Raw genomic sequence first — 24,962 nt, 5'->3', positions numbered from 1 at the left:
ACGTAAGGGAATCCGGGTGGCAAGATCGGATTCCATTAGCACAAGACTTTACGACCATGTCAGTGTGTGAATCCACGCTCGCATCGATCCACAAGGACAGCCGGCAGACTGGCTAGGAGGAGAGATGTGATGAGCCCTGAGCCCTAGAACACACAAAAACAGGGCTACTCGGCGGACAGCATCATCGGTCTGGAAACCCGCTCAAAGCGGCAATCCCTACTTCGCGAGGCTTCTAGCATAATGTCCTTGCTATAGAGGCGACTGGATCAGTGGGGCGAAAGGCGAGGGTAGGCACCGTCAAGAGAATCCTTGATGCGGTGACAGTGGCATAACCGATACGCTGCAACGCATCCCGTACCTAGCGGTTTCGACTGATCCACTCGTTTAAGGACTACCACTACGCTCTATAGTTTTAGAAGTTGCTCCCAATCGAAAGGAGCCCCTCACCGACCACATCTCGCATTTTCAGCAGACTGCTTCCTTTCAGGACGAGACAAAAGACAAAATGACTTGCAGTCAGCCTGATTCCCACTTGTTCAAAGGATTGCCCCTGACATCGTCCCAACAGCTCAGATGCTAGATTCCCGCAAGTTAGATTTGCCTGAATTGCCTCACCCTAATCACCGCGACGTAGAAGTTCTCACGGTGTCTTAGCGTTCTACATGGACATTTCTACCCGGCCTATCACATAACCGCCAGATTCGAGACTCATTGAAAGTCATGAGCGAGCGACAGGGACGGTTTCTGATCTACCTGATGATGGGCGGATTACTGTTATCAGCCATAGGATCGTGCGTGCTCATCACGAAGATCTTCACAGGCGACGAAAGCAAGGTGGCAGACCCCGTGGTTCCGTCTTCTGGACGGATGGTTACTGTACAGCCTGCCGAGATCGACGGCATTCTCTATAACCCTGGCATGGGGCTCGCCGACTTCCATTTCGGCTGGGGCGAGCCGCCAGGGCCAAGCCAGTACCCCCGCTCGACCGTCGCCTACTTCCGCTGGCCCTGGGCGGCTCTTGAGCCCGCCGAAGGGCAGTATAACTTCAGTCTCGTTGATGGCGTGATCGAGGAGGCAAAGACGAAGGGCGAGACGCTCGCCTTTCGTATTGTGGCGGACTTCGAGACCGGGCCGCCGCAGTGGCTACTCGATAAGGGCGTCGGGAGCGTAAAGGTGCAGGATGGCATCTTTCCTGATTACAACAGCCGGGTCTTTCTCAATCATCACGAGCGGCTCATCAAGGCATTCGGAGAACGCTACGCGGGCTCACCCCATATTGATCATGTGGACATCGGCTCGGTCGGTTGCTGGGGGGAATGGAATACTGCCTGCTGTCAAGGGGTGGAAGCTCTTTGCAACATGTATTACCCGACTCATCCCAACCAAATCACGATCATCCAGTGGTACTTCAAATACTTCCCCGCCACCCCGCTCGTGATGCTGGTCGGTGGTCCGCTGAAGTATGCGGTGTCCCAAGGTGCGGGCTGGCGAGGTGACTGCTTTGGAGACTACGGTCTCGTCAGTCAGCAATTCAACCATATGGAGCACGTGTATCGTCCCGTCGCCGAGGATCCACTTATTAGAAATGCTTGGAAGAGGGGCCCTATACAATTCGAGATCTGTGGCGTAATGCAGGATTGGTACGACAGAGGCTATGACATCGACCTGATTCTCAAGAAGGGATTGGAGTGGCACACCTCGGTGTTGAATGCGAAATCTTCGCCCATTCCCGCCGCATGGAGACCGCGTATTGATGCGTTCCTGAAGAAGCTGGGATACCGGATTGTGCTCCGCGAGATGAGCCACACCACGGAAACGATCGCAGGCGGAAGCCTGCACCTACGATCACAGTGGGAGAATATAGGGGTTGCGCCTTTCTATCGCGGCTGGCCGCTCGCCTACCGTCTCAGGTCCGCCTCGGATGTCGTGGTGGCCACATGGAGAAGCACCGTCGATCCCAGGAGCTGGCTGCCAGGAGTATTTCATGAAGTCCGCGACACGGTGACGGTGCCGAAAGACATTCGAACCGGCACGTATTCTCTGGATGTGGCCATCTTGACTGAAGACGGTAGATTAGCCCATGTCGATCTCGCCATTGAAGGGAAACGGGCGGATCGATGGTATCGAGTATCGCAAGTCACGATTCTGGATTAGCTTTACAATCGCTTGTCTCCGATGCTTGGTAAACGCAGTGTTCTCGCTAGTTGTGAAATAAGCATGACCATACCGCAGCACTACCATGCTCTAGATCCTACTTCCATTCAATAATCGAATGATTTCCGTATGGCTTTAAACGCGTTCATCGGATGTTGATATTCCGGTCAATTACCGAGACCCATGGAAGAGGTTTTCCGAATAGGCTGTCAGCATCAACCGCTTTGATTCTTGAGAGTGGACAATATTGCTATATTGGCATCGCGATCAGCGTGCGTTCGGTAGGGAATGTCGTGAAACACCGACCCCATTCATGGTCCGGCGCTCGGACGAAAAGTAAAACGATATGACTATCGGGAACACCGAGGCCCTCCGTATTCCTCAAGATGAAGTTTATAACTTCCTGGCAGGACGATTTTAAGGCTTAGCAATGCAGGGCGTCGCTCAAATGAGAGACGCGAGCTGCGACCCCTGCATTGATAGTCGGCCTACGAGACTCGACCCTGTGCAAGAAGGGGATACGATGGCATCGCATAAAACCCCCTGCGCTACGTGCCCAATTTTCACCAAGGAGGGGCCATGAAAGAACTGACGCCCATTCAGGCTATGAGAGCGAGGCGGCAGCTTCGGCACGCCAGCATTCAGTCACCGTGGATATCTACGGCAAGAGGTTGCCGACGGGCAACAAGGCGGCCGGCGATCGGCTCGCCGAGTGTGCAACTGGTGGCACACTGGTAGCAAAGGGCGGAATCGGAGTCGGGACGATCTTACAAACCATCGTTATTGCGGGGCCGGCGATTGGGATTGAACCAATGATCTGCGGTTCAGGAAGCCTTGCGGTATCATAGCACTGGAGGGGGCACTGCATTTTCTGCTATCGTGATGGGCTCGCCGAGGTATTGGCGCCGTGAATATAACGACTGATCTCAAAGGTGAGGCTCGGTTTCACAGTAGAACGGAGGGTTCGTTGCGAAACAGTTCGTGTGGAGAGGCGAGCCGCAATCGCCGATTGGTCACGATCAAAGGAGCACCCCTCGTAATTCCAGCGATGAAAAAAGCGGGTGCAGTAGGGGGTACCAAAGGCCGTTCAGAAATAGATATGCTCTACAAAACCTTAGATTAAGGCAAGTATGCTCCTCATGATCGACAATTACGATTCCTTTACCTATAACCTCGTGCAGTATTTTGGCGAGCTCGGGGAGGATGTGCAGGTCTATCGCAACGATAAAATCACGATCGAAGAGATAGAAGCGTTGCAGCCGAAGCGGCTCGTCATATCGCCGGGTCCCTGTACGCCGAAAGAGGCCGGCGTCTCGGTCGATGCGATCCGTCACTTTGCCGGCCGGCTTCCTCTCCTTGGTGTGTGTCTCGGACATCAATCCCTTGCTGTGGCGTTCGGGGGCGAGGTGATTCGCGCAGAGCGACTCATGCACGGAAAGACCTCGATGATCCATCATGACGGCAAGACCATGTTCCGCGATCTTCCCAACCCGTTCCAAGCGACACGGTACCATTCGTTGATCGTAAACCGGTCGACGCTTCCGGACTGTTTTGCAATTTCGGCCGAGACCGCGGAAGGCGAGATTATGGGGATGCGCCACCGTACGTTGGGGGTGGAAGGCGTTCAGTTTCACCCCGAATCCATTCTGACCACATCGGGGAAGGATTTGTTGCGAAATTTTTTAAAACTCTAGCTGGGGTGAAGCACTCAACTTTCAGCCGTTAGCTCTCAGTGAAGATGAATTCATGGCTGGGGGTGAGGGCTGATAGCTGAATGCGGCTGCTACTTAATCGCGACCGCCTTGATCTGCTTGAACGTCGTGAGTCCCTGTAGGACTTTTTGAATGCCGTCCTGCACGAGTGTGGTCATTCCCTCTTCCAACGCGACATTGAGCATTTCTTCAGTCTTGGCATGAGTTTGGATCAGGCGCTTCATTCGGTCCGTGCCGATCAGCAATTCGTGCAGTGCGAGGCGTCCACGGAAGCCGGTGTGATTGCAGTTATCGCATCCTTTGCCTCGGCGTAATTTGAAACCGGCATCGAATCTTACGCCTAGCTTATCCCACTGATCGATCCCATAGCCCTGAACGAGTTCACCATACTCTTCTTGCGTCGGATGATATTCTTCAGAGCATTCTTTGCAAATTCTCTTACAGAGCCGTTGTGCCATGACGCCTAACATGGCATCTGCGAAACTAAACGAGTCGCACCCCATATCCAGCAAACGGGTAATGGTTTCGACCGCGCTGTTGGTGTGGAGCGTGCTGAAAACGAGATGTCCGGTCAGCGACGCTTCGATGCCGGTGTCCGCCGTTTCCTTATCCCGCATTTCGCCGACCATAATGACATCAGGATCGGCCCTCAGGAATGCCCGCATGGCGATGGCAAAGGTAAAGCCGATCTTGGGATGCACCTGTACTTGACGAAGGCCGTATTGCGTGATTTCGACCGGATCTTCAGCCGTCCAGATCTTTCGTTCGGGGGTATTGATGTAACCTAAGACGGCATGTAGCGTCGTGGTTTTACCGGAGCCGGTCGGGCCGACGCACAAAATAATCCCATAGGGCTTTTCGGCAATTTTCTTCAGCTCCTGCAGGTTCCGGTCGGAAAATCCCATTTTGTCGAGAGGCAACGGCTCGCTGGCCGCCAGAATACGCATGACGACATCTTCGTTATAGCCGGCAGTCGGGACGGTCGCCACACGAAGCTCAATTTCCTTCCCACCGCTTACCTTGAACTTGATTTTCCCGTCTTGTGGCTTGCGCCTCTCCGAAATGTCCAGGCTCGCCATGATTTTTAGGCGCGAAACAATTGCTCTTCGATAACTGGCCGGAATCTTCATGTATTCGGAGCAGCTGCCATCGACCCGGAATCGAACCACGGTCTCTCGCTTCTCACCATAGGGTTCGATGTGGATATCGGATACGCCGAGACGGTAGGCATCCGCGATGACCTTATTGGCCAGACGGACAATGACGTTGTCATTTTCATCGACACCGATTGCCGACGCGTCTTCTTGCTGCTCGGCCTGCGCTTCATTGACCAGCTCTCCGAGAATATCAGTAATCGACCCGGCATCGCCCGTATTGAGTGGATCAACTTGGCCTGTCGCAACACGAAAGAACTGCGCGATATCCCGGCGAAGGCCGACGGAAAAACGGATCGTCTGACCCGGGAACATCCGCTGGATATCCTGAACGCGCTCCAGCGCATTGGGATCATCGATTAAAATCTCGATGACGTTCTTGTTTCGCTTTAAGGGGATCCAGTTGCTTTTTTTTATGTAATCGATATTCAGGTTCTTGAGGAGTTCGGGATCGATGAAGGTCCGGTCGTCAAACTCCACATGAGGACACTGGTAAAATTGGCTGAGCGACTTGCCGATTTCGCCCTTGGGGATCTTATATTTCTCGACCAGCAGGGATTCGATGTCGGTGACGCCTTTGCGTGCTTCGTGAATTGCTGCATCCAGCTCCGATTGCGTAATCTTGTTTGACGCGACAAGATAATCGAATTTGGTGACGGTCTTTTTCGCGAGCTTTCTGAGGTTGAAGAACGCGATGCCCAGGCTTTTCGCAATCTCCGCGACGGACTCCTCGTCTTTTTTTGTAAAGCGACCCTCGCCCTTCTTGTTCAGGAGTTGGACCACCCCCATTAGATACTTGTTTTCGGCCACGATGGGGTAGGTCAACACTTGCTTGGTTCGGAATCCCGTCTTCTTGTCCCAAGAGCTATCATGGCATAGTGCCGGGTGAATACGCGTCAGGTCCGATTTGGTATAGGCATCTTGAATGTTCACCGGCCTCAGATACTTGGCGGTAAAACCGGCGATGCTTTGCTCATCTATGGGAAGTCGAATCTCTTCGATCGTGTCCAGATGCGGCAGCTTCGCGTACACTTCCTTTTTCTCGGGGTCGATCGCATACAATGTGAGCTCTTCCGCCTCAAACAGCCCTAGAATCTCGCGACTCATATCCAACAGGATTTGATCGAGGTCCTTCGCGGCATGAATTTGATTTGAAATGCGCTTTACCTCTTCAGCGCGCGCGATTTTCTGCTGAAGCTCACTGACGCTGTCAGGAAGTATCTTCGCTTCCATGAAGCCTCCACCCGCTAGTCAGGCACTGTGCACGAGTAAAAACCATAGCATAAAACATTGCAAAATCAAGATTATTAGCTGAGGGCCGGTGGGCGTACAAGCGGGAGGGCATGTAAATACATCAGAAGATTCAATGCGCTATAGATAAAGAGACAGAAGGCAGAACGAGAAGCACGACTGTGAGATTGTGGGGAGGGAACCCCTTGAAAGCTTATCGGAAAGCATGCCGGATCGATAATTGTCTGGTTCCAATCTGGACCGATGCTACAGTGACGGTTTCGTCAGGATCTACGACCATGTCTAGGGCGTCGACTGAATGGATTGCGTGTCTACCAGCGGAACCGCCTCCTCTCCTTGCACTACGACGATTCCTGAAAAGTTCTTTTCTCCGCCCGGTACCGGGGAACCCATTCGGGCGATATATTTGTACGTACCTGGAGAGGAGAAACAGAGGCTCACGTACTCATTGGGATCAACGCTGGTCGAGTCCTTGGCAGAAAATCTGTTTTGGCAGGAGACCCTGTCCCGTAAAGAGTCGGTGAAGACTATTCGACCGCCGGTACTACGACCATTCACCCATCGAACTTCATCTCCAGGCCTCACCGTTAATTCCTCAGGAGTGATGGATTCACCGATACGAATATCGTGAATCGCGCCTGTTCTAGTGAATGTAGCCAAGTCGCGGTTTTCTGATGTGAAAGGATTCGTTTGGCATCCTGTCGCCAGCACCGCCATGAGGATGCATGTGTAGTGGATCTTCATAAGTCCTCCTCTCCGAAGCTACTGTGATTGAATAGTGCGCAACTGCAAAGTTCGGGCCGAATGTGATTCCTGTATCGATGTGCTAAGCACATGACGTTCACCTCGACTGGACATCATCTAAGCGTTTGTCAGTGCAGCAGACAATGGCGTCGTTGCCCCAGCAAGGCCGCCCTAGCAGGTAGGAGACGCTAAGACGAATCACCTCAGTAGAAGCAAACTTGTCCATCAAAGGAACGGATTGTACTTCGGGCTTGAGGCGCTGCCGCGTCCAATGTAAAGTGCTTGCGGATAGCGCATGGCGCGGTGGAAATTCGGTATGTCGCAAAAGTTCGGTTATTTAGGGGCTGTGTTGGCAGGCCTGAGCGTGGCAGCTGGTGCGTTCGGCGCACACTCGTTGAAGGGAATCATTTCTGTCGACATGCTGGTGGCCTTCGAAACGGCAGTGCGCTACCAGATGTACCATGCGCTTGCCTTGCTCGCCGTCGGCATGCGGCAACACGTTCCTGTACGAGGTTTGCGAGTGGCCGGCTGGTGCTTTGTCGCCGGCATCGTTCTCTTTTCGGGGAGCCTCTACGTCGTCGCGTTAACATCCATCAGATGGGTCGGCGCCATCACCCCGCTTGGGGGAATCGCCTTTCTAATCGGCTGGACGACGCTGGCGTGGAATCTGTGGCAACAAAAAGGAGAAAGAGAAGAGCGATAATACTCGCATCATCGCCCGCACGGTGCCGTGCGTTTCCCGGTGATGGATCCCCACGCGCCGGACGAATTGACGAACGAGCCTTCCAATCTTTGGCCTTCTCCTGTGAAGAGAAGACTGTCCTCTTGGACGACACCTGGAAATTCCCACCGCAAATAAATCGTATCACCGAGTACCACGGTCTTGGCAGGACGTGCCCCCGTAAATGCGCCGGCATCCGGCGGCGGAAAGACCATGGCAACTTTCTGGTCCTGATGGTGCTGATGGTTATGGATCGTCCATTGCCACGTGCCGCAAAGGCGCGCGAGTCCTTTCGTTTCGCGTATCTTATCCGGCCATGCTTTCAAGCTGACCCAATGTGTGCGGGCGTGTTGTTCAGCGGTCACTTCGGCTCGAATAGCGGAAGCGGTCACTTGGGCCAAAAGAACCGGTCTGAGCCGGCTATCAAAATAGTGGGAGGCCAGTCCCTGTCGCTCAGCTTCGCTCATGTCGGATCGCGCGTCAGAATCCAGGCCCCAGAATTCCATCAACCGTTGGCGGACCACGGTCGACCCCCCCCGCTCTGCAATAGCGACCCAAGAATTCTCAGTATCAATGAACTCAGGATAGGTCGTGTCTAGATGATGATCATACTGGTCCCTTAGGACGGGTGTGGTCGTCCCACGAGCGTCAGAAGTCAAGTCAGAGAGAACAGCGGCAAATTTCACTGCCCGTGTAAGTGCCGGGCGGGTGTTCCCTTCCAGGAGCCATGGGTGCTGTCCGCGTGTCTGTTCCAGGATGGCAGAAAGACGTGCCGGATTATTACCACTCGCAGCTGCTTTCAGATTCATGGCCAATTGCCGTGCTGCCAGTTCAGCCGTGAGTCGGCCACCGACCTCCATCCATTCAGGTGAGGGCAATGGCCTCTGGGACGTTTTGGATTTACTGGGAACTCCCGAACTCATGTCCCGGATAATGGGTAGGCCAAATGCTTCCCGAAGACGAGCTGAAAAAAAACTTCTTGCTTCCTCATCAGAGTGAACTGTCGCCAACCTCTCCACATCGGTCTGTTGCAAGCTCGGAACAAGGAGTTCCTCGGGAGGGCCGGTCTGCGGGAAAGCCGACTGAAAGAAGAGCGGAACGGTTAGGATTGCAAGAACGAAGATCCAGGAATGCATGGTTCATTCTCCGATATCATGGATGGAATCTCAAGGGAGCGAGGACAGGATACACGGACAGGCGAGGACGGCCGACAGGAGATGGATATCGTTCAGCCCTGAAAGTGGGCCGCAAGGAAGGCCACCGTCGAATCCCATGCGGCTTGGGCAGCTTCAGGTCGATAAATGTCCTGTCGCGAATCATCAAAGAACGCGTGTGGCGCTCGATCATAGGTTTTGAGTTCGAGCGGCTTGCCGGAATCCTGCGCGGCTTGCTGCAAGAGCGCAACGTCCTCGTCGGTGACAGAGGGATCGGCTGCAGCGCGGTGATAGAGAATCGGGCAGGCCAACTCTTTCAGTACGGTTGCCGGCGTGGTGACCTTCGCATAAAACGCAACTGCGGCACGCAGCCGTTTCCGCTGGCATGCAAAGCGGATCCCGAGAGAGCCGCCGACGCCGAATCCGACCACTCCATGAATATTTTTCTTGATCTGGTCTCTGGTATTCAGAAACTCACAACACGAGTTGATATCCTGTAACACGTCCGGTTCCTTGATGCGGGCGACCAGGGCGTCCGCCACCTCGGCATTCGCGGTCACCATGCCGCCCTGTCGACCATACAGGTTCGGTACCAGCACCATATACCCTTCGCACGCCAGACGAGTAGCGACACTTTTGATTTGCGCGATCAATCCCCACCGTTCATGCAGCAGCACCAGTCCGGGAAAGGTCCCTTTCTCTTGCGGCCAAAACATTACGCCTTCAACCTGGACGTCTTTTGGAACGCGGGTTTTAAAATACGGATCGACGGCGGCATCGGTGGCGGTCGGAATGGGGATACCACTCGGAAACCGTACCGCGTTCGTCCCGATTTGCTGAATAGAAAAAGGAGAAGATCGATCCGTCATCTAACCCTCTATCATTGTGAATGGGGTACTCAAATCGCACCGGGAGCAACCAGAGCGCTCACTATAACCAGCCGCTTGCACCCCTGTCAATTTATGGCGATCCAGAGACGGATGTGTGCCGATCGGTGAACGCTTGTAAGGAGTTTAGGATGTGACAATTGCAATGAAGGCTCGTGTTGGGCTAGAGCCACGGGCCGTATGCGCGTTCTCACTGGGACAAGTGTGTGCGGAATATCGGGTTGAGCCCTGTCAGCCGCCATTCTTCATCAAAATGACTGCCTCAGCATTTCGTATCCGCACGTTGAACAATGGCTCACCCACGGTCCCGTCATCTCGAAGGGCACGCATAGCTTTTGGCAAGGTCACCATGGCGGCGGCGCCATCTCCATAATCGGTGCAATCCCAAAAGTCCTTGGGACGCACGAGTACAAGCGACTTCGTATACTCCCGCCCATAAATTTTATAATCACATGGCCGACCATCGCTGGTCGAGGTGCCGGCCTTGCCCTCTGTAAAGAGAGTCGTTTCACCGACAGGTTGACCGACATCCACCTGGTACGCAGGCAACCACTCGGGACGATCCTGTGACGGGCGTACGGTCGAATTACTGCAGAGTGAGAGATTCAAATACACTTTTCCCCGTGAGCCGACGGGTTCTTTGATCTGATAGTACGCAGCAAGCCGCCACAAATTCCAGCGAGCGCGATCGAAGTTCCCGGTGTAACACCAGTGACCTTCTGCATCAACGACGCCCCCGGCATCGATCAGTTGTTTCGTCAAGGCGAGATAGTCGGCATACTGATACCAACCGGCCCACGCCAAGGGTTGATGCATGAACTCGGTTCCCGTACCGTTCGCTGCGATGATCTGTTGCTTCGCCGATGCATCGAGCATGTAGCTGGCCTGATTTAGCAAAAGGAATTTGCCCTTGGCTTTGGCACTCGCCGCCAGCTCGGTTAACCATGTCACCATGTCGCGTTGATAATCTTGGATGAGCGTGGGGTCCGTGGGAGTGCGGCCGCCGTATTCAGCGATGCCTCCGCCGGTGGCAATCTTGGTTTGGCCGTTGGTCATGCCGATCACGGTTGGAAAGTCATGCGCATGGGCGTCGAGGAATAGGCCCTGAAGGCCGTCCAGGTCGGACAGGAGTCGATGGATGTTCCACTGACGTGTCGCGGCGTCTTTCAAGTTAAACATCACATACCGATCGTTCCACACCAAAAACTGAAACCGGTCCCCGGGAGCGAACGTCAGGCCCTGTTCGCCGACGTCTCGTCCCTTGAGGGTTAGCTTAGTCGTATTCATGACGTGTAGAACGTGGGATTCGGGATAGACACGAGACTTCTCATTGGCAAAATCGTAATGATCCAGTCGATACCGAAACACGCCGAGCGTCGGATTCCCTTGCCGCATGGCTTGAACATAGGGATCGGAAGCTGAATTCCCTTCAATCAAATCGACTCGTGCCGCAAGCCATTGACGATCGGCATCCTTCGTCGGCTCATTTGACCAATAGTACCCTCGAGCGAAATCGCTGATTGCAATGTGGTCCCAATGTGGCGATTGGGGCCGGGGGGGCATCAAATTTGCGCCGCCGACGGCACTGGCTGCCGTCAGTGTGGCTAGACAATGCGGTGACAATTCAGCAGCCGAAGCCTTCAGGTAAAATGCAGCCGCGCTCACATGGGTATCCGACGATGGAATGTGACATGCGTGTCCGGCATGGAGATCGGTATCATGGGCCAGTGCCAACCATGCACACACCGACGCACCTAGGATCGGCATCACACGACGTAGCATGGAGACTCCTTGGGACGAACGGTTCAGTCCAATACGTACCACCATGGCCTGACGTCAGGAGGTATCCTTCATCAGACCTTAGACTTACGGTGGCTACACATGACGGTACTTGAACAATCGGATGGTATCGATGCTCCCAGACCAGACCTATCAGATTTCATCTCGTTTCGTTGTAGGCATCTGCGATGTTGAGCCATGCTGCTGTGGCTCGAGAGACAGATCGCCACACAGGTCCTTAGGATTTTGAAGGCGAAATGTAGTACAAGAGGGTGTGTGCTTGAGAAGCGGTTGAGATTTGAGCATCTATCTGGCTGTCAACCAGATGTGCCATGAATGATTCTTGCTGGAGAGGTCGGTCGATGGAGAAACGGCTGTGGCGGTAGGCATCGGATTGATCGGCCTGGGCCGCCATGGAATGCGATACGCTCAGCACCTTGGCGAGTTCGGCGCCGAGGCGAGACTGGCGGCCGTCTGCCGCCGCGATGCCACCCAGGGCGGGGCATTTGCCGCCGAGCACGGACTTCACTTCCATCAAGACTTTCGTGGCTTGATTGAGGACCCGGATGTCGACGCGATCATCGTGGTCACTCCACCCGCATTGACTTCTTCCATCTGCATGGCAGCCATTCACGCTCGAAAGCCGGTGCTGATCGAAAAGCCATTGGCCTGTACAGGAGTTGTGGCAAAAGCGATGGCGGAAGCGGCAGAGTTGGCGGGAGTGCCTTTAATGACCGCTCAGACGCTCCGTTTTGATTCGACGATCCAGGCTTTAAAAGCGGAAGTTTCGAAGGCCGGTCAGGCTGACTATGTGGCTCTCACCTATCGCCTGGAACGAAATACCGCGCTGAGAAAAGACCCGGCGGAGTATGAGCAGCGCGGGATTCTACTGGAGATTGGGACGCATCTGTTCGATCTCATTCGCTACCTGACAGGCGATGAAGTCGTGGAGGTTCGGTGCGAGCTTGGTCGTCTAGGACGAGAGACAACTGAGTCACGTGCCTTTGTGTCGTTGCGTACCAGAAGCAATCTTGCCTGCATCCTGGATGTGTCACGGGTCAGCATTGGTCGCGTCAGTCGAGTGGACTGGATCGGGGAGCACGTCCAAGTCCATGCCGATTGGATTCAGCACTGCGTTCGTAGACTGTCGCCACAGGCCCTTGTCGATGAATGGTCTGTGCCACCCTGCCACACTGTAGTGGAAACTATTCGAGCCTTTATGAGCGCACTGACGCGCGGTGGACCGATGCCCATCACGGGATGGGATGGCTACAAGGCCGTCGCAATTGCCGACGCGTGTTATGAGTCGGCAGCAAGCGGACGTATCGCGCGCGTGGCACTCTAGCGTGATGACGAACAAGGCTGATCGCTCGGCATCCTCAGCTAGGCGTCGGCGACAATATGCGTGTCGGTTTCTTCTACGCCCTCGATGGTGTGGACTTTGGTAATGACGACGTCTGAGAGGGATTTTTCGTCGGGGACATCGACGAAGCTGAAAATATCAGGTTGGCCGAAACAGGAATGAACTTGCTCCACGCCGGCGACTTTCTTGAGCGCCTTCACGACTTCCTTTGTTTTTCCCGCCTTCACTTTGATCAAAATATACGCTTTCGTCGACATAGGACCCTCCGTTTTTCTCGCGCTATCTTAATGGAGCGCGGGTGATGTGGACATGTCAAGAACCGGCGCCCGGCATTTCACGACGCCGTGAGGCATAGATAGCGTGAAGGTTGTGTCCCTGTTCAGCGAGATTCCGGCGTGCAGTTAAAAAGGTGTTGGCGAGCAGTGTAAAATCCTCCTCTCCGACATTGTACGTGTGGAACGCGGCCCGAATATCGGCCTGTTGCCAGCTTTTGTGATTGATAATGAACTCGACAAGGGCTTCCAACGATTCGGATGTCCAACCGGCCGTGTGAAAGCGAGCCATTTCCGCGTGCGCTTGATGTCCCAAGTTGGCGTTGAGCGCGTCGGTCAGAAGCTGCGTAACGGCCGGGTCCGAACTTTTCATGAAGGCGGCCTGGAATTGAATCAAGGCTTTGATCAACCGATTGGCATCGGGGCTCGATTCAGGAGGAAGCGCCTGTGCGTCCTGAAAGGTCGCGAGCAACGCCATGATGGTCCCGACCTGTTTCGACGAAGCGCGTCCGCTCATCCGTTGAGACGCCTGCGCGGGCGGCAGGAACATTTCATTCACGGGGCTGAACGATCCACCCGGCTTCGGTCCGCCACCGATCACGTAGAGACGTTGATCGACGACCGCCGACCCCAGCCCATGGCGTGCGGTCGGCATGGGCGTCATCGTATACCAGCGATCTTGGGCCGGCACATACGCTTCGTTCGTAGCAAATGTTCCACCGGGAGATTCACCGCCCAACACATAGACGGCATTGTCAATCACACCGGCAGTGATCCCGCTCCTGGGCGTTGGAAGATCGGCGACTCGTGTCCACGTATTGGTGGAAGGATTATAGGCTTCAGTCACTGATAGATTGTGCCCGTAATCACGGTTCAGCCGTCCCCCGATCGCATACATCGTTCCGTTCACCGTTGTAGTGGCGAGGTGATCGCGCGGTGTCAGCAACGGCGCTCGTGCCGACCACGAATTGTGAATCGGGTCATAGGCCTCCACTGCTGGAGTATTTCCATCCCCGTCATAGCCTCCAACGGCATACAAAGTGCCTCCGAGTTCCGCCACTGCGAGCGCTCCTCGCGCGGTCGGCATCGGTGATGCCTCAGTCCATGTATCGTGGGCAGGGTCATACACATAAACCGTGGCGACCGGTTTCCACACGGACATCAGTGATTGTTTGAACCCCCCGATCACGTACAGGCGGTTGTCGACCACTCCGATGCCCACGTGATGAAGTCCCTCCGGCAAAGGGGCCCTGGCGGTCCAATGATCTGTTGCTGAATCATATTCTTCGACCAGAGGCGTGATAGCCAGATCTTTGATGTTGCTCAGGCTCGGTTCGCTGAAACCGCCGACGACATATATTTTGTTCCCTACGGCTGCGGCGGCGACCTCAGTCCTTGCTGAGGGAGCCGGAGTCATCGATTTCCAACTGCCTCGAGGTGATGGGGTCTCTTCCCCCGCGACAGAGAACGGAACCACTAGTGTCAGCATGACGAGCAATACTGTGATACAGGCAAAACTCAGGGCTGCAGATCGCGGTCGTGGGTATTGGCGGCAGCGAATCGGGGACACAAGGGAATGAGTGCGCATGAAGACGACCTCGGAGAGGTTCACCGGCACATGGCGACGAGTATACGCCACCCACCGAGGGCAATCCAGCGATCCTATGGTTCGGCTGTAAAGTCATAACGGGAACCGAGAAGATTGATGTCCCTGTCTCGTTCGGGAAGCCCGTATAGGAATTGCCGGCGACGCACGTTCATGGGGAGGTCACAGCGTGAATGGTCGTCCATGAGTACGGCTACCGTCTTTGGTTGAAAAGCCGCAAACCGCACGCCTATAATCGCCGCTGCTGACGGCCAAGATACCGCAAACGGCTCAGGCGGAATTAAGGAAAGCTACGAGGTCGATGTGCTCGCGAAGGTGTTCAGTGCGGCCCTTGCAGGGTTGGATGCTCACCTGGTGGAGGTGGAGGTTGATATCAGCGGCGGCTTGCCGCAATTCTCTGTCGTGGGATTGCCTGACGCGACCGTACGAGAAAGCCGCGATCGCGTGCGTTCGGCGCTGAAGAATAGCGGCTTTTCTTTTCCGATCAAAAAAATCACGATCAATCTTGCCCCCGCGGACGTGAAAAAAGAAGGATCCGGCCTGGATCTCGCAATGGCTATCGGCATTCTCGTGGCCGAGGAAATCGTTCCTGCAGAAGCCATGGTCGATCGGGTGCTGGTCGGCGAATTATCGCTCGACGGCCGGATCAAACCCGTGCCTGGCGCGCTGTCAATCGCGCTAACATGCCGTAAACGCTATGGGGTGGTAATGGCGCCTGAAAATGCCATCGAATCGGCGGTGGTCGAAGGAGTGGATGCCTATCCTGTCCACACGCTTCCCGAAGTCGTTGAGTTTCTAATGGGAAACCGAGCCATTGTCCCTGCTCGAGCTGAACTGAGCCAGTTCCATAGTGTGACGGATCATGAAGAAGAGGACTTCGCGGATGTCAAAGGGCAGGAGCACGCAAAGCGCGCGCTCGAAGTGGCAGCAGCCGGCGGGCATAACATTTTGATGATCGGTCCGCCGGGTTCAGGCAAAACCATGCTGGCTCGCCGACTGCCCGGCATTCTGCCGCCTATGGAGCGCGAGGAGGCAATTGAAACGACGCGCGTGCATAGCGTCGCCGGACTGTTAACCACCAACCGACCCCTGATCATCACCAGACCCTTTCGTGCGCCGCACCATAGCGTTTCCGATGCGGGGTTGATCGGAGGCGGGGCGGTGCCCAAACCGGGAGAGGTGTCGCTGGCCCATCATGGCGTCCTCTTTCTGGACGAAATTCTCGAATTCAAGCGGCATGTCTTGGATGGTCTGCGTCAGCCGTTGGAGGATGGCACCGTAACGGTGACGCGGGTCAATGCCTCGCTGCGATACCCGGCAGCCGTCATGCTCGTCGCGGCCATGAATCCATGCCCGTGCGGCCATTACGGTGATCGAAGCAAAGAATGTTTGTGTACACCACATCAAATCCGCCGTTATCGGGCCCGGCTCTCGGGTCCACTCTTGGACCGGTTGGACATCCATATCGATGTGCCACCGGTACCGGTACGCGAGCTGGGGGTGGAGGGAGTGCAAGAAGGATCCAATGCCATTCGTGCGCGCGTCAGCGCTGCCAGGGCGCGACAAGCCGCACGCTACAGACAAGACGGCATTTTTAGTAATGCCCAGCTGAAACCGCGACATGTGAAGAAGTATTGTGTGCTGGATCAGCCGAGTCAGCAGCTCATCGAGCGAGCAATGGCCAAATTGGGATTGTCGGCACGGGCGTATGGACGGATTCTACGGGTGGCCCGTACGATCGCCGATCTGGCCGACTGCGATCAGATCCAGGCATCACATGTCGCCGAGGCGATACAGTACAGAAGCTTGGATCGGCAAAACGATTTATAGCATAGCATATGGCTGAAAAAGGCCCCAACTTCGTTCTCGGTTCGAAACAATCCTCAACGTAGCGCAGGCTACCCGTGCGGTTGTTTCTCACCTGCGGCCGTGTTGGATGGTCTTCTTGGGCAGACTGCATAGTTCTAGAAAACATGAGCGCATTTCGCATATTCGTATGGTGGTTCGTGGTTGGCGCACTGATGGCCCTGTCTGTCATCATGCTGCAAGGCGGCGTTCGCGAAATTATGCAGGCGCAGGGATCATTGTGGGAAGTCAAACTGGTTGAGGTGTTTACGGCTATTTTTGGCGGTGGGCTGTTAGGGGGATGCATTGCGCTTATCTTGGACCGTATCCGAAAGCCTTAATAGGATGATGAAAACGATCCCAGCGTCGTTCTCGGTTCGAAACAATCCTCAATGTAGCCAGGGGCAGAAGAGCCGGTCTTGGCCGGGTCAGGGATGGGCGGATGATAAAGAGTCTACGCCTCCTGTTGTTTATCACCTGCGGCCTCGCTCCAGAGGGGGCGCGCCTGGGCGGGCGGGTATCATAAATCACCCTTTTGAACACCCCGGAAATTTAATAGGAGATGGAAACGATGGATCTCGAAATCGGATCGAATCTGTACCGCAATACGGATGGTACCGTGGAAGTCGAAGGCGTGCCCCAGATGACGGTCGCCCTTCGCAAGCCCGAAGGGCCCCTGCTCGTCAATTTCGTCCTGTTTGACCAAGTCGGCCGGGTGCTGATGAAAGTCGTGGACAGCACGATGGCGTTTAATGAGCGGCGGGCACACGAATTGGAAAAGACCCCGACACGTTTTATCTTGAAGAATGTGGAATCGGGGAAGGTCGTGGTCTTAATGGAAGTCAAGCAACCGGGTCGCGTCACGATCACTCAGGGAGACTGGATTACCATCAAAGGTCATCGAATGGAAATCCTCCCCCATCAATGGTCCGTCGATAAGTTGAAAAAAGCGGGGGATGATGTTGATGCGAAGGGCGCGTCGGTGAAGCTGGGATAAGAGAAGCGGCGGCGAGTGCCGCCGCCGCTGGGCAACGTCCCTGCGTTACGCGATCGTAATTCGGCGAGGCTTTGTTTCTTCCCGCTTTGGCAACTCCACCGTCAAGATGCCGTCCTGATAGGTGGCCGCGACTTTCGTGTGATCCGCGGTGTTCGGCAACTTAAACGATCTCACGAATGAGCCGCGTGAGAACTCATGGATGAAGTAGGTTCTCTCCTTAGAGGTTTCTTTCTTCCGTTCACCTTTAATCGTTAAGACTTCGTCCTCAACGACAATCTCGATGTCCTTACGATCCAGACCGGGCAAGGCGACTTGAACCCAGTAGCTCCGTTCATCTTCATACGCGTTGCACGCAGGCGACCAGGAAGCGGTCCCATTGCCGGCGCGAAGGGCTTCGTCAAGAAACTTATCAACATCAAACGGCATTAACGTCGTCATGGTCATCGCATCCCCCTTTCTATTGATTGATGGCTGACTCACCTGATTTCTACTGATAATAATAGATAAGTCACAACCATCTTAAGTCAAGGGGTCGCTTCCACGGTCGGGATCACCGCGATCTGGCCATCCTTCAGCTCGACAGTGGCCGTATCTCCATCGCGCAATTCACCTTTGACGAGAAGCCGGGCGATCGGCGTCTCGATGTCTTGCTGAATCAATCGCTTCAGCGGTCGGGCGCCGTAGACGGGATCGTACCCGCGTCTCGCCAAGTCATCCAAGGCCGCCGGCGTAAGCTGCAGAATGATCCGCCGTTCAGCGAGACGGTCGCGAAGTCGCGCCAGCTGGATATCCACGATTTTTACGAGATTCTCCAGCGTCAACGCATGGAAGACGACGGTCTCATCGACGCGGTTGAGAAATTCTGGGCGGAAATGCCGCCGTAATTCCGTGGTGACCACCATTTTCAAGGCTTCGTAGGACTGTCCATGCTGTTGTGACTCTAAGATTTCTTGGCTCCCGATGTTGGACGTCATGATCAACACGGTGTTTTTGAAGTCCACCGTGCGACCTTGTGAGTCGGTCAACCGCCCGTCATCGAGCACTTGAAGAAGCACGTTGAATACATCGTGATGCGCTTTCTCAATTTCGTCAAACAGGATGACGGCAAACGGTCGACGTCGCACCGCTTCGGTCAATTGGCCGCCCTCTTCGTACCCCACATAGCCCGGCGGGGCGCCGATGAGGCGAGCCACGGTATGCTTTTCCATGTACTCGGACATATCGATGCGAATCATATTGTTTTCGTCATCGAAGAGGGTCGCTGCGAGCGCCCGCGCCAGTTCAGTCTTGCCGACGCCCGTCGGCCCCAGAAATAGAAATGAACCAATGGGTTTGTTCGGGTCTTTGATCCCGGAGCGCGCTCGCAAGACCGCATCCGCCACCGCTTTCACAGCTTCATCTTGGCCGACCACACGCTCATGTAGAAGGTCTTCAAGGCGCAGCAATTTCTGAAGTTCGCTTTCCATCAGGCGTGTCACCGGAATCCCGGTCCATCGGCTGACGACGAGGGCAATATCTTCCTCGTCCACTTCTTCCTTGAGCAGACGGCTCTCACCCTGTTTCTTGACGAGATGCTGCTCCTCGGCGGCGAGCTCGCGCTCGAGGCGAGGGAGCTCACCATAGCGGAGTTCGGCCACCCGGTTTAGATCATAGTTCCGTTCGGCACGCTCGATGTCCTGCTTGACGGCTTCGATCTGTTGCCGCAACTTCCGGAGGCGGCCGACCGACACCTTTTCCGCCTCCCAGTGGGCTTTGAGCGCTTCCATGTCGCGGCGTTTTTCAGCGAGCTCCTTCTCGATCGTTTCCAACCGGGCCCGGCTGGCCGGGTCGGTTTCCTTGCGCAGTGCTTCACGTTCGATTTCCAGTTGCATTACCTTGCGCGAGACTTCGTCCAGGGCCACAGGAACGCTGTCGATTTCCGTGCGCAAGCGCGCCGCAGCTTCATCGATCAGGTCGATGGCTTTGTCCGGCAAGAACCGGTCCGTGATATAGCGATGAGACAGTTTCGCAGCGGCAATCAGGGCCGAATCTTTGATTCGGACACCGTGATGGACTTCATACCGCTCCTTCAGCCCGCGTAGAATTGAGATCGTATCTTCCACCGACGGCTGATCGACCATCACCGTTTGGAAACGCCGCTCCAGGGCAGCGTCTTTCTCGATATGTTTGCGGTACTCGTCTAAAGTCGTGGCCCCGATTAAATGCAATTCGCCTCGGGCCAACATCGGTTTGAGAAGGTTGGCGGCATCCATCGATCCTTCAGCCGCGCCGGCGCCGACGACGGTGTGGAGCTCATCAATGAACAATAAAATCTGGCCCTGCGCCGCTTGGACTTCCTTCAGGACCGCCTTCAACCTTTCTTCAAATTCACCGCGGAATTTGGCTCCCGCGACGAGCGACCCCATATCCAATGTAATAAGCCGCTTGTTCTTTAATCCATCGGGGATATCGCCCTTGACGATCCGCTGTGCAAGCCCTTCGACGATCGCTGTTTTGCCCACCCCCGGCTCACCAATCAAGACCGGGTTATTTTTTGTGCGCCGTGACAGAATTTGGATCACTCGTCGGATCTCATCGTCGCGGCCGATGACGGGATCGAGCTTGCCTTGGCCCGCCAATTTGGTCAGATCCCGGCCATATTTTTCGAGCGCCTCGTAAGTTCCTTCTGGATCTTGGCTTGTCACGCGCTGGTTACCACGCACTTGCTGGAGGGCAGAGAGCAACCGGTCCCGCGTAACACCAAGCCGGCGAAAGATGCCCCCCTCGTCCACCATAGCGAGGAGGACATGCTCGACGCTTAGGTACTCATCCTTCAGTGCTTGCATCTCCTGCTCTGCACGAGCCAGTACTTGAGACAGACGTGAGGTCACATGGAGTTGGCCGGGACCGCCGCCGCTTCCCTGGACTTGCGGCAGTTTTCCCAAGGCCTGTTCAGCGGCCTGCACCACTGCAGCCGCCGACACGCCGGCTGCCTCTAAGAGGGATGTCGCGAGCCCACGGTCCTGTTCCAGTAAGGCGAGCAACAGATGTTCGACATCAATGCCCTGGTGGCTTCGCCGCATGGCGTGGCCAGAAGCGGCTTGTAGTGCCTCTTGGAGTTTGATTGTCATCCGGTTGAGGTCCATGGCGCTCCTTCAAGCAAGGGTTATGCGGTACCCACATCGACATAAGCACTTATGGTAGCAAGTCAACGCTGCGAGATAAAAATTGACAACGAGAGGAAAAACGAGTGTTAGTTGGGTTTGCGCAGGCACCGCTCGATTTTAAAAAGAAGCCACACGCCCATGGCGCCGAGAACGATCAAAACAATTCCGATAACGGCTAACATGGCTATCCCGCTCAAGATCTCATGGGGCATGGCGGCTTGGATTCCGACATCGCCGGCATGGCCGGCAAGAGCGTCTGAAGTCACTGTAGTCATTCATCCTGTGATGGAGCCGTCAATGTTCAGGTCGTAGCGCTGAGCATAAGGCAATTTTTCTCTTTCCGCAAAGCTGGTGACTGACTGCTGAGGGCTGACGGCTATCCTCCTACGAAAGTGTTGACTCGTCGTGAGGGACAGACTATTGTCGCCGCCGAGCAGCGAGGGGTTGTGAACGAAGAACGGGTTCGCTTATTTGCCGTCGTGACCGGTGCCAGCCGTGGAATTGGCGCAGAATATGCCAAGGCGCTCGCCGCGGCCGGCTATGATTTATTGCTTGTCGCCCGGGCTGAAGGTCGGCTCAGGAGCCTTGCATCGGAGTTACGCGATAGATACAAGGTAGTCACGCACACCGAAGTCATGGATCTGGCCCTGCCCGATTCGGCGCAGCGGCTCTACGTTGCCGCAAGACAGCGCCGCGACCATGTGGACCTCCTAATCAACAATGCGGGATTTGGCGCCTTCGGGCCCTTCATTGACGTGCCGATGCCGCGCATTCAAGAGATGCTTCGGCTACATGTGAACACGATTGTGGAGTCGATGCGGCTGTTCCTGCCTGGCATGGTTGAACGGTCCAGCGGCGCCGTGATTAACGTCGCGTCAACCGCCGGCTTGTTCGCGCTGCCCTTTATGGCCGAATATGCGGCAACGAAGACTTTTCTGATTACATTTTCGCAGGCGCTGGCTGAAGAGGTTCGCCCCTTCGGAGTACGCATTCAGGCGTGTTGTCCCGGCAGTACAGAGACGGACTTTCATCAGACCTCCGGTTTTCGGGCGAACAATCCGTTGGGTAGCGATACGGCAGCCCAAGTAGTTTCCATATCCCTCGCCGCCTTGCCCCGGGGGCCTGTGGTCGTCATCATCGGATGGCGGGGGCGATTGCTACGGTGGGTGACTCGATTCATTCCGGCGACCATCGTGACGCGCCTCGGCGGTCGATGGTTACGGCAACGACAGACACGACAAGGAGACTCATACAGACAATGAGCGGAATCGTAACGGCCACACTTCATTTATATCGTGATGCCCTCCAGGCCACGGCGCGTTCATTCATTCGCGGGTGGATGACCGCGGTGGCAGTGACCGTCTTTGCCATCCTGATGGTGTTGGCGACGGAAATCGCCAGACCGCTCGGCATGCTCGGCGGGTTCATCTTGGGAGCCGTCAATGCTCTCTTGATCGGCGCTACGCTGAGCTTGATCGAAGACGCGGTGCTCAGAGCGAGGGCGATTACCTTTCAGGATATTTGGGAAAGCTTTGGCGCGTACTTTTGGGATGTGATTGGCGTGGGTTTTGTCTTATGGATTCCAATGATGTTGCTGGACAAGGGGATGGCGGCGAACCCAAACGGGCAATTGCTTACTGCCGCCATCCTGCTGCTCTTATTTATCCTGCTCAATCCCGCTCCTGAAGTAATCTATCAAGTGCGACATGATTCACCGCTTGACGTGCTGCGGGAGAGCTATGAATTTGTGCTGGATAATTGGATCGAATGGTTTTTGCCGTTGGCGATTGTGCTGGCGCCGTTCGGCTTCTCGTTTTTCTTCGGCCTGTCCAGTAGGCTCGGGCGAGGAGCGGGATTGGATTTCTTCCAGGTGCTCATCTTTCCGTTCACCCTCCTCAATGCCTGGCTCACCTATCTTGGTCTGCCGACCGGTGCCGCGTGGCTCCTTGCGCTGCTGACACCTCCAGTTGCAGTCGCCATGCTGATGTTTCGTGGTCATTTGTTTGCCGCGCTCCATGGTTCTTCACGCCGTCAGCGTATGTTTCGCGGGCGTTTCCACAATTCACAGTAGCACTGTCTGGCTATTGCTCGCTGCCACACGACGGTTGGGCTTCTTGTCCAGCGGGACAGCTTCGCAAAGGAAAGCATGTTGACAGCAGTCGGTCTGACATGATATTGAGAATTGAAATCAAGGAGTGCGGGCGCCTCACGCGCTGCGTGCTCCATCCAAGACAGTAATTAAGGCCAGAGGTTCTTGAGACCGGAGCCCAAGGGTGCTTGTAGAGCACCCTTGGGCTCTTTTTTTTGCCACACACTGACGCGTTGCTCTCTCAGGTCAGGCACAGGAGGCGGTCACACGATGGACGCAGTCAAGCATAGCATAGATATCGGCATCATCGGGCTTTTGATCGGACTCAGTCTCTGGTCGATCGCAATCGCGATCGAGCGTTGGATGTTCTACCGGCGTGTAGAGACGCAGAGCTTTGCTAATCTTCATATGCTGGAACTGGCCTTGACCAAGCGCCTCGTCATTATCGGCACGGTCGCTGCGAACGCGCCTTACATCGGACTGTTAGGAACCGTCCTCGGCATCATGTTGACCTTTCATACCATGGGGACCTCCGGCACGATGGCGGTGGCGACGATCATGGTCGGCCTCAGTTTGGCACTCAAAGCGACGGCGATGGGCCTTCTGGTCGCGATTCCGTGCGTTGTGCTGAACAATATTCTGCGCCGCCGCGTCGCCGAACTGCTCACCTTGTACAAGGTTCAACATGGAACGTGACCTGGATCAGATCAATGTGATCCCATTGGTGGATGTCATGTTGGTGCTGTTGGTTATTGTGTTGACCACCGCGACATTCATCACGACAGGACAGGTCCCCGTGGAGTTGGCCAAAGCCAAGGAGGCGGGCGATCGGCAAGACGTCCCGCTGGTCATTACGCTCACGGCAGCCGGAGCCATGTTTCTCAATGATCAACAGGTGCCCGAGGACGGGCTGAAGGTCGTTCTCAATCCGCACCCGCGCGAGTCGCTCGTGGTGGTGCGTGCCGACCGAATTACGGTGCTGGAGCGCTTTGTCGGCTTGGTCGACGAGGTGCGTGGATTGGGCTTTAGGCAAGTCAGTTTGGAGGTGGTGCGATCATGAACAGGATGCAGCAGGATGAGCCGGTTGTGAGGGTGCGACGGCATCATGCTCACGGCTGGGCCGCTTCAACGTTCATCCATATATGTGGCCTCGGGGGTGCGTTGATACTGATGGCAGAACTCGAGCGGCCCGCTCTGACTCAACCCTTTCGCTTTGATGTCGCACTGGTGCAGCCGGCTGGTTCTCAGGTGGTGAGCGAACCGGCCCCTGCCGATATTCCGCCGCCGGCTCACACTCCATCTCCGGCTCCGGTTCGGCAACGACCCGTTGAACGGCCTATTCAAGCCAAGCGTGTCGTCGCGACCCCACAAGATATTCCACGAGTGACCCGCGACATCCGTACCGGGCCCGCTCCTGTCATCACACAACCAGCACAGCAGGTAACGGCGGCCCATCACTTGGAATCGGTTCACGACACAGGGCAACCAATCACGCAGGCAGTGCAGGAGTCTAGGACAACAGAAGAGCGGCAGGTCGTTACACAAGCGCCGGCTATCGCACAGGACCCAATTGTTGCAGCGACGACTTCCATGCCTGTCGAGCAGATGGCAGTGGAACGAGTGGAGCCGGTGGAAACGGACAGGATGGTAGAGAAGGAAAGGACGGTCGAACAGTCCCCGGTCATTGAACGAGCAGGTGTTGTTACACATGAGGCTCCACATCATGTGCCAGTCTCGTCGGAAGTCGAGCATCGGCTGGTGACAGAGCGGACCGTGCAGGCTATGCCGCACGCCCAAGCCGATTACGGTTGGTTAGCCGAGAGTCTTTGGACTCGGATCGAGCAACTGAAACGCTATCCGTTGCAGGCCAGAACACGTCATTGGGAAGGAAAGGTCATTCTCGAAGCGGTGATTCGAGACGATGGAACGATCGTGGGACTCCGAATCGATGAAAGTTCCGGCCATGCCATCCTGGATCAGGACGCGCTCAACGTCGTGAAGAAGGCGTCGCCGTTGGCGCTGAAGCATCCGCTTGGGCAGCCCCAGATCACGATTCTCGTTCCGATCAGCTACAACCTGGAGAGCTAA

General features: G+C 55.5%; 23 protein-coding genes. 13 read left to right on the top strand and 10 right to left on the bottom strand.

Going from position 1 to position 24,962, the window contains the following annotated elements:
* The first annotated feature begins 720 nt into the window (after nucleotides 1–720).
* The 3 genes from ACWHYZ_RS17950 to pabA all read left to right on the top strand — a co-directional run bounded on the left by ACWHYZ_RS17950 (nucleotide 721) and on the right by pabA (nucleotide 3,848).
* Nucleotides 721–2,154: a DUF4832 domain-containing protein gene (locus tag ACWHYZ_RS17950; protein ID WP_447984044.1), complete on the top strand. Its 1,434-nt coding sequence runs from the start codon at nucleotides 721–723 to the stop codon at nucleotides 2,152–2,154.
* A 650-nt stretch (nucleotides 2,155–2,804) separates the two neighbouring features.
* Nucleotides 2,805–3,002 carry a hypothetical protein gene (locus tag ACWHYZ_RS17945; protein WP_447984043.1) on the top strand — a complete coding sequence of 66 codons (198 nt, stop codon included), beginning with the start codon at nucleotides 2,805–2,807 and terminating at the stop codon, nucleotides 3,000–3,002.
* Nucleotides 3,003–3,284: 282 nt separating this feature from the next.
* The gene (gene pabA / locus ACWHYZ_RS17940; RefSeq protein WP_447984042.1) at nucleotides 3,285–3,848 is read left to right on the top strand and encodes an aminodeoxychorismate/anthranilate synthase component II; all 564 of its coding nucleotides are present in this window, start codon (nucleotides 3,285–3,287) and stop codon (nucleotides 3,846–3,848) included.
* 89 nt (nucleotides 3,849–3,937) lie between these two features.
* On the opposite strand, the gene ACWHYZ_RS17935 is transcribed toward pabA, so the two are convergent.
* Both ACWHYZ_RS17935 and ACWHYZ_RS17930 read right to left on the bottom strand, forming a co-directional pair.
* Complete coding sequence (locus ACWHYZ_RS17935) at nucleotides 3,938–6,253, bottom strand: GspE/PulE family protein (RefSeq protein WP_447984041.1); 2,316 nt, start codon at nucleotides 6,251–6,253, stop codon at nucleotides 3,938–3,940.
* Nucleotides 6,254–6,553: 300 nt separating this feature from the next.
* On the bottom strand, nucleotides 6,554–7,015 hold the full coding sequence (locus tag ACWHYZ_RS17930; RefSeq protein ID WP_447984040.1) for a hypothetical protein: 462 nt from the start codon (nucleotides 7,013–7,015) through the stop codon (nucleotides 6,554–6,556).
* Between the two features lie 316 nt (nucleotides 7,016–7,331).
* On the opposite strand from ACWHYZ_RS17930, the gene ACWHYZ_RS17925 reads away from it, so the two are divergent.
* Nucleotides 7,332–7,718: a DUF423 domain-containing protein gene (locus tag ACWHYZ_RS17925; protein ID WP_447987606.1), complete on the top strand. Its 387-nt coding sequence runs from the start codon at nucleotides 7,332–7,334 to the stop codon at nucleotides 7,716–7,718.
* An 8-nt stretch (nucleotides 7,719–7,726) separates the two neighbouring features.
* Here the strand turns inward: ACWHYZ_RS17925 and ACWHYZ_RS17920 are convergent, their stop codons facing one another.
* The 3 genes from ACWHYZ_RS17920 to ACWHYZ_RS17910 form a co-directional block, all read right to left on the bottom strand.
* Nucleotides 7,727–8,872 carry a hypothetical protein gene (locus ACWHYZ_RS17920; protein WP_447984039.1) on the bottom strand — a complete coding sequence of 382 codons (1,146 nt, stop codon included), beginning with the start codon at nucleotides 8,870–8,872 and terminating at the stop codon, nucleotides 7,727–7,729.
* A 92-nt stretch (nucleotides 8,873–8,964) separates the two neighbouring features.
* Entirely contained in the window at nucleotides 8,965–9,759 is a 795-nt protein-coding gene (locus ACWHYZ_RS17915; protein WP_447984038.1) for a dienelactone hydrolase family protein, read from the bottom strand.
* A 249-nt stretch (nucleotides 9,760–10,008) separates the two neighbouring features.
* Nucleotides 10,009–11,559: a hypothetical protein gene (locus ACWHYZ_RS17910; RefSeq protein WP_447984037.1), complete on the bottom strand. Its 1,551-nt coding sequence runs from the start codon at nucleotides 11,557–11,559 to the stop codon at nucleotides 10,009–10,011.
* Nucleotides 11,560–11,932: 373 nt separating this feature from the next.
* On the opposite strand from ACWHYZ_RS17910, the gene ACWHYZ_RS17905 reads away from it, so the two are divergent.
* Complete coding sequence (locus ACWHYZ_RS17905) at nucleotides 11,933–12,901, top strand: Gfo/Idh/MocA family protein (RefSeq protein WP_447984036.1); 969 nt, start codon at nucleotides 11,933–11,935, stop codon at nucleotides 12,899–12,901.
* Between the two features lie 38 nt (nucleotides 12,902–12,939).
* Here ACWHYZ_RS17905 and ACWHYZ_RS17900 read toward each other — a convergent pair whose 3' ends face one another.
* Together ACWHYZ_RS17900 and ACWHYZ_RS17895 are read right to left on the bottom strand one after the other, a co-directional pair.
* Nucleotides 12,940–13,176 (bottom strand): Lrp/AsnC family transcriptional regulator, encoded by a 237-nt coding sequence (locus ACWHYZ_RS17900; RefSeq protein ID WP_447984035.1) that lies wholly within the window; start codon nucleotides 13,174–13,176, stop codon nucleotides 12,940–12,942.
* Between the two features lie 55 nt (nucleotides 13,177–13,231).
* Nucleotides 13,232–14,680 (bottom strand): Kelch repeat-containing protein, encoded by a 1,449-nt coding sequence (locus ACWHYZ_RS17895; RefSeq protein WP_447984034.1) that lies wholly within the window; start codon nucleotides 14,678–14,680, stop codon nucleotides 13,232–13,234.
* Nucleotides 14,681–15,100: 420 nt separating this feature from the next.
* Here ACWHYZ_RS17895 and ACWHYZ_RS17890 point away from each other — a divergent pair, with 420 nt between their 5' ends.
* The 3 genes from ACWHYZ_RS17890 to ACWHYZ_RS17880 all read left to right on the top strand — a co-directional run bounded on the left by ACWHYZ_RS17890 (nucleotide 15,101) and on the right by ACWHYZ_RS17880 (nucleotide 17,639).
* Nucleotides 15,101–16,627: a YifB family Mg chelatase-like AAA ATPase gene (locus ACWHYZ_RS17890; RefSeq protein WP_447984033.1), complete on the top strand. Its 1,527-nt coding sequence runs from the start codon at nucleotides 15,101–15,103 to the stop codon at nucleotides 16,625–16,627.
* A 143-nt stretch (nucleotides 16,628–16,770) separates the two neighbouring features.
* Nucleotides 16,771–16,983: a hypothetical protein gene (locus tag ACWHYZ_RS17885; RefSeq protein ID WP_447984032.1), complete on the top strand. Its 213-nt coding sequence runs from the start codon at nucleotides 16,771–16,773 to the stop codon at nucleotides 16,981–16,983.
* Between the two features lie 230 nt (nucleotides 16,984–17,213).
* Nucleotides 17,214–17,639, top strand: coding sequence for a hypothetical protein (locus ACWHYZ_RS17880; RefSeq protein WP_447984031.1), 426 nt, complete (start codon nucleotides 17,214–17,216; stop codon nucleotides 17,637–17,639).
* Nucleotides 17,640–17,684: 45 nt separating this feature from the next.
* Here the strand turns inward: ACWHYZ_RS17880 and ACWHYZ_RS17875 are convergent, their stop codons facing one another.
* From ACWHYZ_RS17875 to ACWHYZ_RS17865, 3 genes are all read right to left on the bottom strand, one after another.
* Nucleotides 17,685–18,083 carry an Hsp20/alpha crystallin family protein gene (locus tag ACWHYZ_RS17875; protein WP_447984030.1) on the bottom strand — a complete coding sequence of 133 codons (399 nt, stop codon included), beginning with the start codon at nucleotides 18,081–18,083 and terminating at the stop codon, nucleotides 17,685–17,687.
* An 80-nt stretch (nucleotides 18,084–18,163) separates the two neighbouring features.
* Nucleotides 18,164–20,764, bottom strand: coding sequence for an ATP-dependent chaperone ClpB (clpB, locus tag ACWHYZ_RS17870; protein WP_447984029.1), 2,601 nt, complete (start codon nucleotides 20,762–20,764; stop codon nucleotides 18,164–18,166).
* Nucleotides 20,765–20,871: 107 nt separating this feature from the next.
* Complete coding sequence (locus ACWHYZ_RS17865; protein ID WP_447984028.1) at nucleotides 20,872–21,060, bottom strand: hypothetical protein; 189 nt, start codon at nucleotides 21,058–21,060, stop codon at nucleotides 20,872–20,874.
* Nucleotides 21,061–21,231: 171 nt separating this feature from the next.
* On the opposite strand from ACWHYZ_RS17865, the gene ACWHYZ_RS17860 reads away from it, so the two are divergent.
* The 5 genes from ACWHYZ_RS17860 (at nucleotide 21,232) to ACWHYZ_RS17840 (ending at nucleotide 24,962) form a co-directional block, all read left to right on the top strand.
* Nucleotides 21,232–22,047: an SDR family NAD(P)-dependent oxidoreductase gene (locus ACWHYZ_RS17860; RefSeq protein ID WP_447984027.1), complete on the top strand. Its 816-nt coding sequence runs from the start codon at nucleotides 21,232–21,234 to the stop codon at nucleotides 22,045–22,047.
* The gene (locus ACWHYZ_RS17855) at nucleotides 22,044–22,856 is read left to right on the top strand and encodes a hypothetical protein (RefSeq protein ID WP_447984026.1); all 813 of its coding nucleotides are present in this window, start codon (nucleotides 22,044–22,046) and stop codon (nucleotides 22,854–22,856) included. The genes ACWHYZ_RS17860 and ACWHYZ_RS17855 overlap by 4 nt, the downstream gene beginning before the upstream one ends.
* A gap of 288 nt (nucleotides 22,857–23,144) precedes the next feature.
* On the top strand, nucleotides 23,145–23,570 hold the full coding sequence (exbB, locus tag ACWHYZ_RS17850) for a TonB-system energizer ExbB (RefSeq protein ID WP_447984025.1): 426 nt from the start codon (nucleotides 23,145–23,147) through the stop codon (nucleotides 23,568–23,570).
* A complete protein-coding gene (locus ACWHYZ_RS17845; RefSeq protein WP_447984024.1) occupies nucleotides 23,560–23,934 on the top strand; it encodes an ExbD/TolR family protein in 375 nt (124 codons plus the stop codon). The genes exbB and ACWHYZ_RS17845 overlap by 11 nt, the downstream gene beginning before the upstream one ends.
* Nucleotides 23,931–24,962 carry a TonB family protein gene (locus ACWHYZ_RS17840; protein ID WP_447984023.1) on the top strand — a complete coding sequence of 344 codons (1,032 nt, stop codon included), beginning with the start codon at nucleotides 23,931–23,933 and terminating at the stop codon, nucleotides 24,960–24,962. Before ACWHYZ_RS17845 ends, ACWHYZ_RS17840 begins: the two co-directional genes overlap by 4 nt.

It is taken from the genome of Nitrospira sp. Nam74, assembly GCF_965152615.1.
Note: the sequence above shows the minus strand (reverse complement) of the source record. Positions and strands in the feature narration are given on the sequence as shown.

Bases quoted from the DNA above. Each gene is read 5' to 3' on its own strand.
- ACWHYZ_RS17950 (WP_447984044.1), top strand. From the start codon at position 721: ATGAGCGAGCGACAGGGACGGTTTCTGATCTACCTGATGATGGGCGGA.
- pabA (WP_447984042.1), top strand. From the start codon at position 3,285: ATGCTCCTCATGATCGACAATTACGATTCCTTTACCTATAACCTCGTG.
- ACWHYZ_RS17935 (WP_447984041.1), bottom strand. From the start codon at position 6,253: ATGGAAGCGAAGATACTTCCTGACAGCGTCAGTGAGCTTCAGCAGAAA.
- ACWHYZ_RS17930 (WP_447984040.1), bottom strand. From the start codon at position 7,015: ATGAAGATCCACTACACATGCATCCTCATGGCGGTGCTGGCGACAGGA.
- ACWHYZ_RS17925 (WP_447987606.1), top strand. From the start codon at position 7,332: ATGTCGCAAAAGTTCGGTTATTTAGGGGCTGTGTTGGCAGGCCTGAGC.
- ACWHYZ_RS17920 (WP_447984039.1), bottom strand. From the start codon at position 8,872: ATGCATTCCTGGATCTTCGTTCTTGCAATCCTAACCGTTCCGCTCTTC.
- ACWHYZ_RS17915 (WP_447984038.1), bottom strand. From the start codon at position 9,759: ATGACGGATCGATCTTCTCCTTTTTCTATTCAGCAAATCGGGACGAAC.
- ACWHYZ_RS17910 (WP_447984037.1), bottom strand. From the start codon at position 11,559: ATGCTACGTCGTGTGATGCCGATCCTAGGTGCGTCGGTGTGTGCATGG.
- ACWHYZ_RS17900 (WP_447984035.1), bottom strand. From the start codon at position 13,176: ATGTCGACGAAAGCGTATATTTTGATCAAAGTGAAGGCGGGAAAAACA.
- ACWHYZ_RS17895 (WP_447984034.1), bottom strand. From the start codon at position 14,680: ATGCTGACACTAGTGGTTCCGTTCTCTGTCGCGGGGGAAGAGACCCCA.
- ACWHYZ_RS17885 (WP_447984032.1), top strand. From the start codon at position 16,771: ATGAGCGCATTTCGCATATTCGTATGGTGGTTCGTGGTTGGCGCACTG.
- ACWHYZ_RS17880 (WP_447984031.1), top strand. From the start codon at position 17,214: ATGGATCTCGAAATCGGATCGAATCTGTACCGCAATACGGATGGTACC.
- ACWHYZ_RS17875 (WP_447984030.1), bottom strand. From the start codon at position 18,083: ATGACCATGACGACGTTAATGCCGTTTGATGTTGATAAGTTTCTTGAC.
- clpB (WP_447984029.1), bottom strand. From the start codon at position 20,764: ATGGACCTCAACCGGATGACAATCAAACTCCAAGAGGCACTACAAGCC.
- ACWHYZ_RS17865 (WP_447984028.1), bottom strand. From the start codon at position 21,060: ATGACTACAGTGACTTCAGACGCTCTTGCCGGCCATGCCGGCGATGTC.
- ACWHYZ_RS17855 (WP_447984026.1), top strand. From the start codon at position 22,044: ATGAGCGGAATCGTAACGGCCACACTTCATTTATATCGTGATGCCCTC.
- exbB (WP_447984025.1), top strand. From the start codon at position 23,145: ATGGACGCAGTCAAGCATAGCATAGATATCGGCATCATCGGGCTTTTG.
- ACWHYZ_RS17845 (WP_447984024.1), top strand. From the start codon at position 23,560: ATGGAACGTGACCTGGATCAGATCAATGTGATCCCATTGGTGGATGTC.
- ACWHYZ_RS17840 (WP_447984023.1), top strand. From the start codon at position 23,931: ATGAACAGGATGCAGCAGGATGAGCCGGTTGTGAGGGTGCGACGGCAT.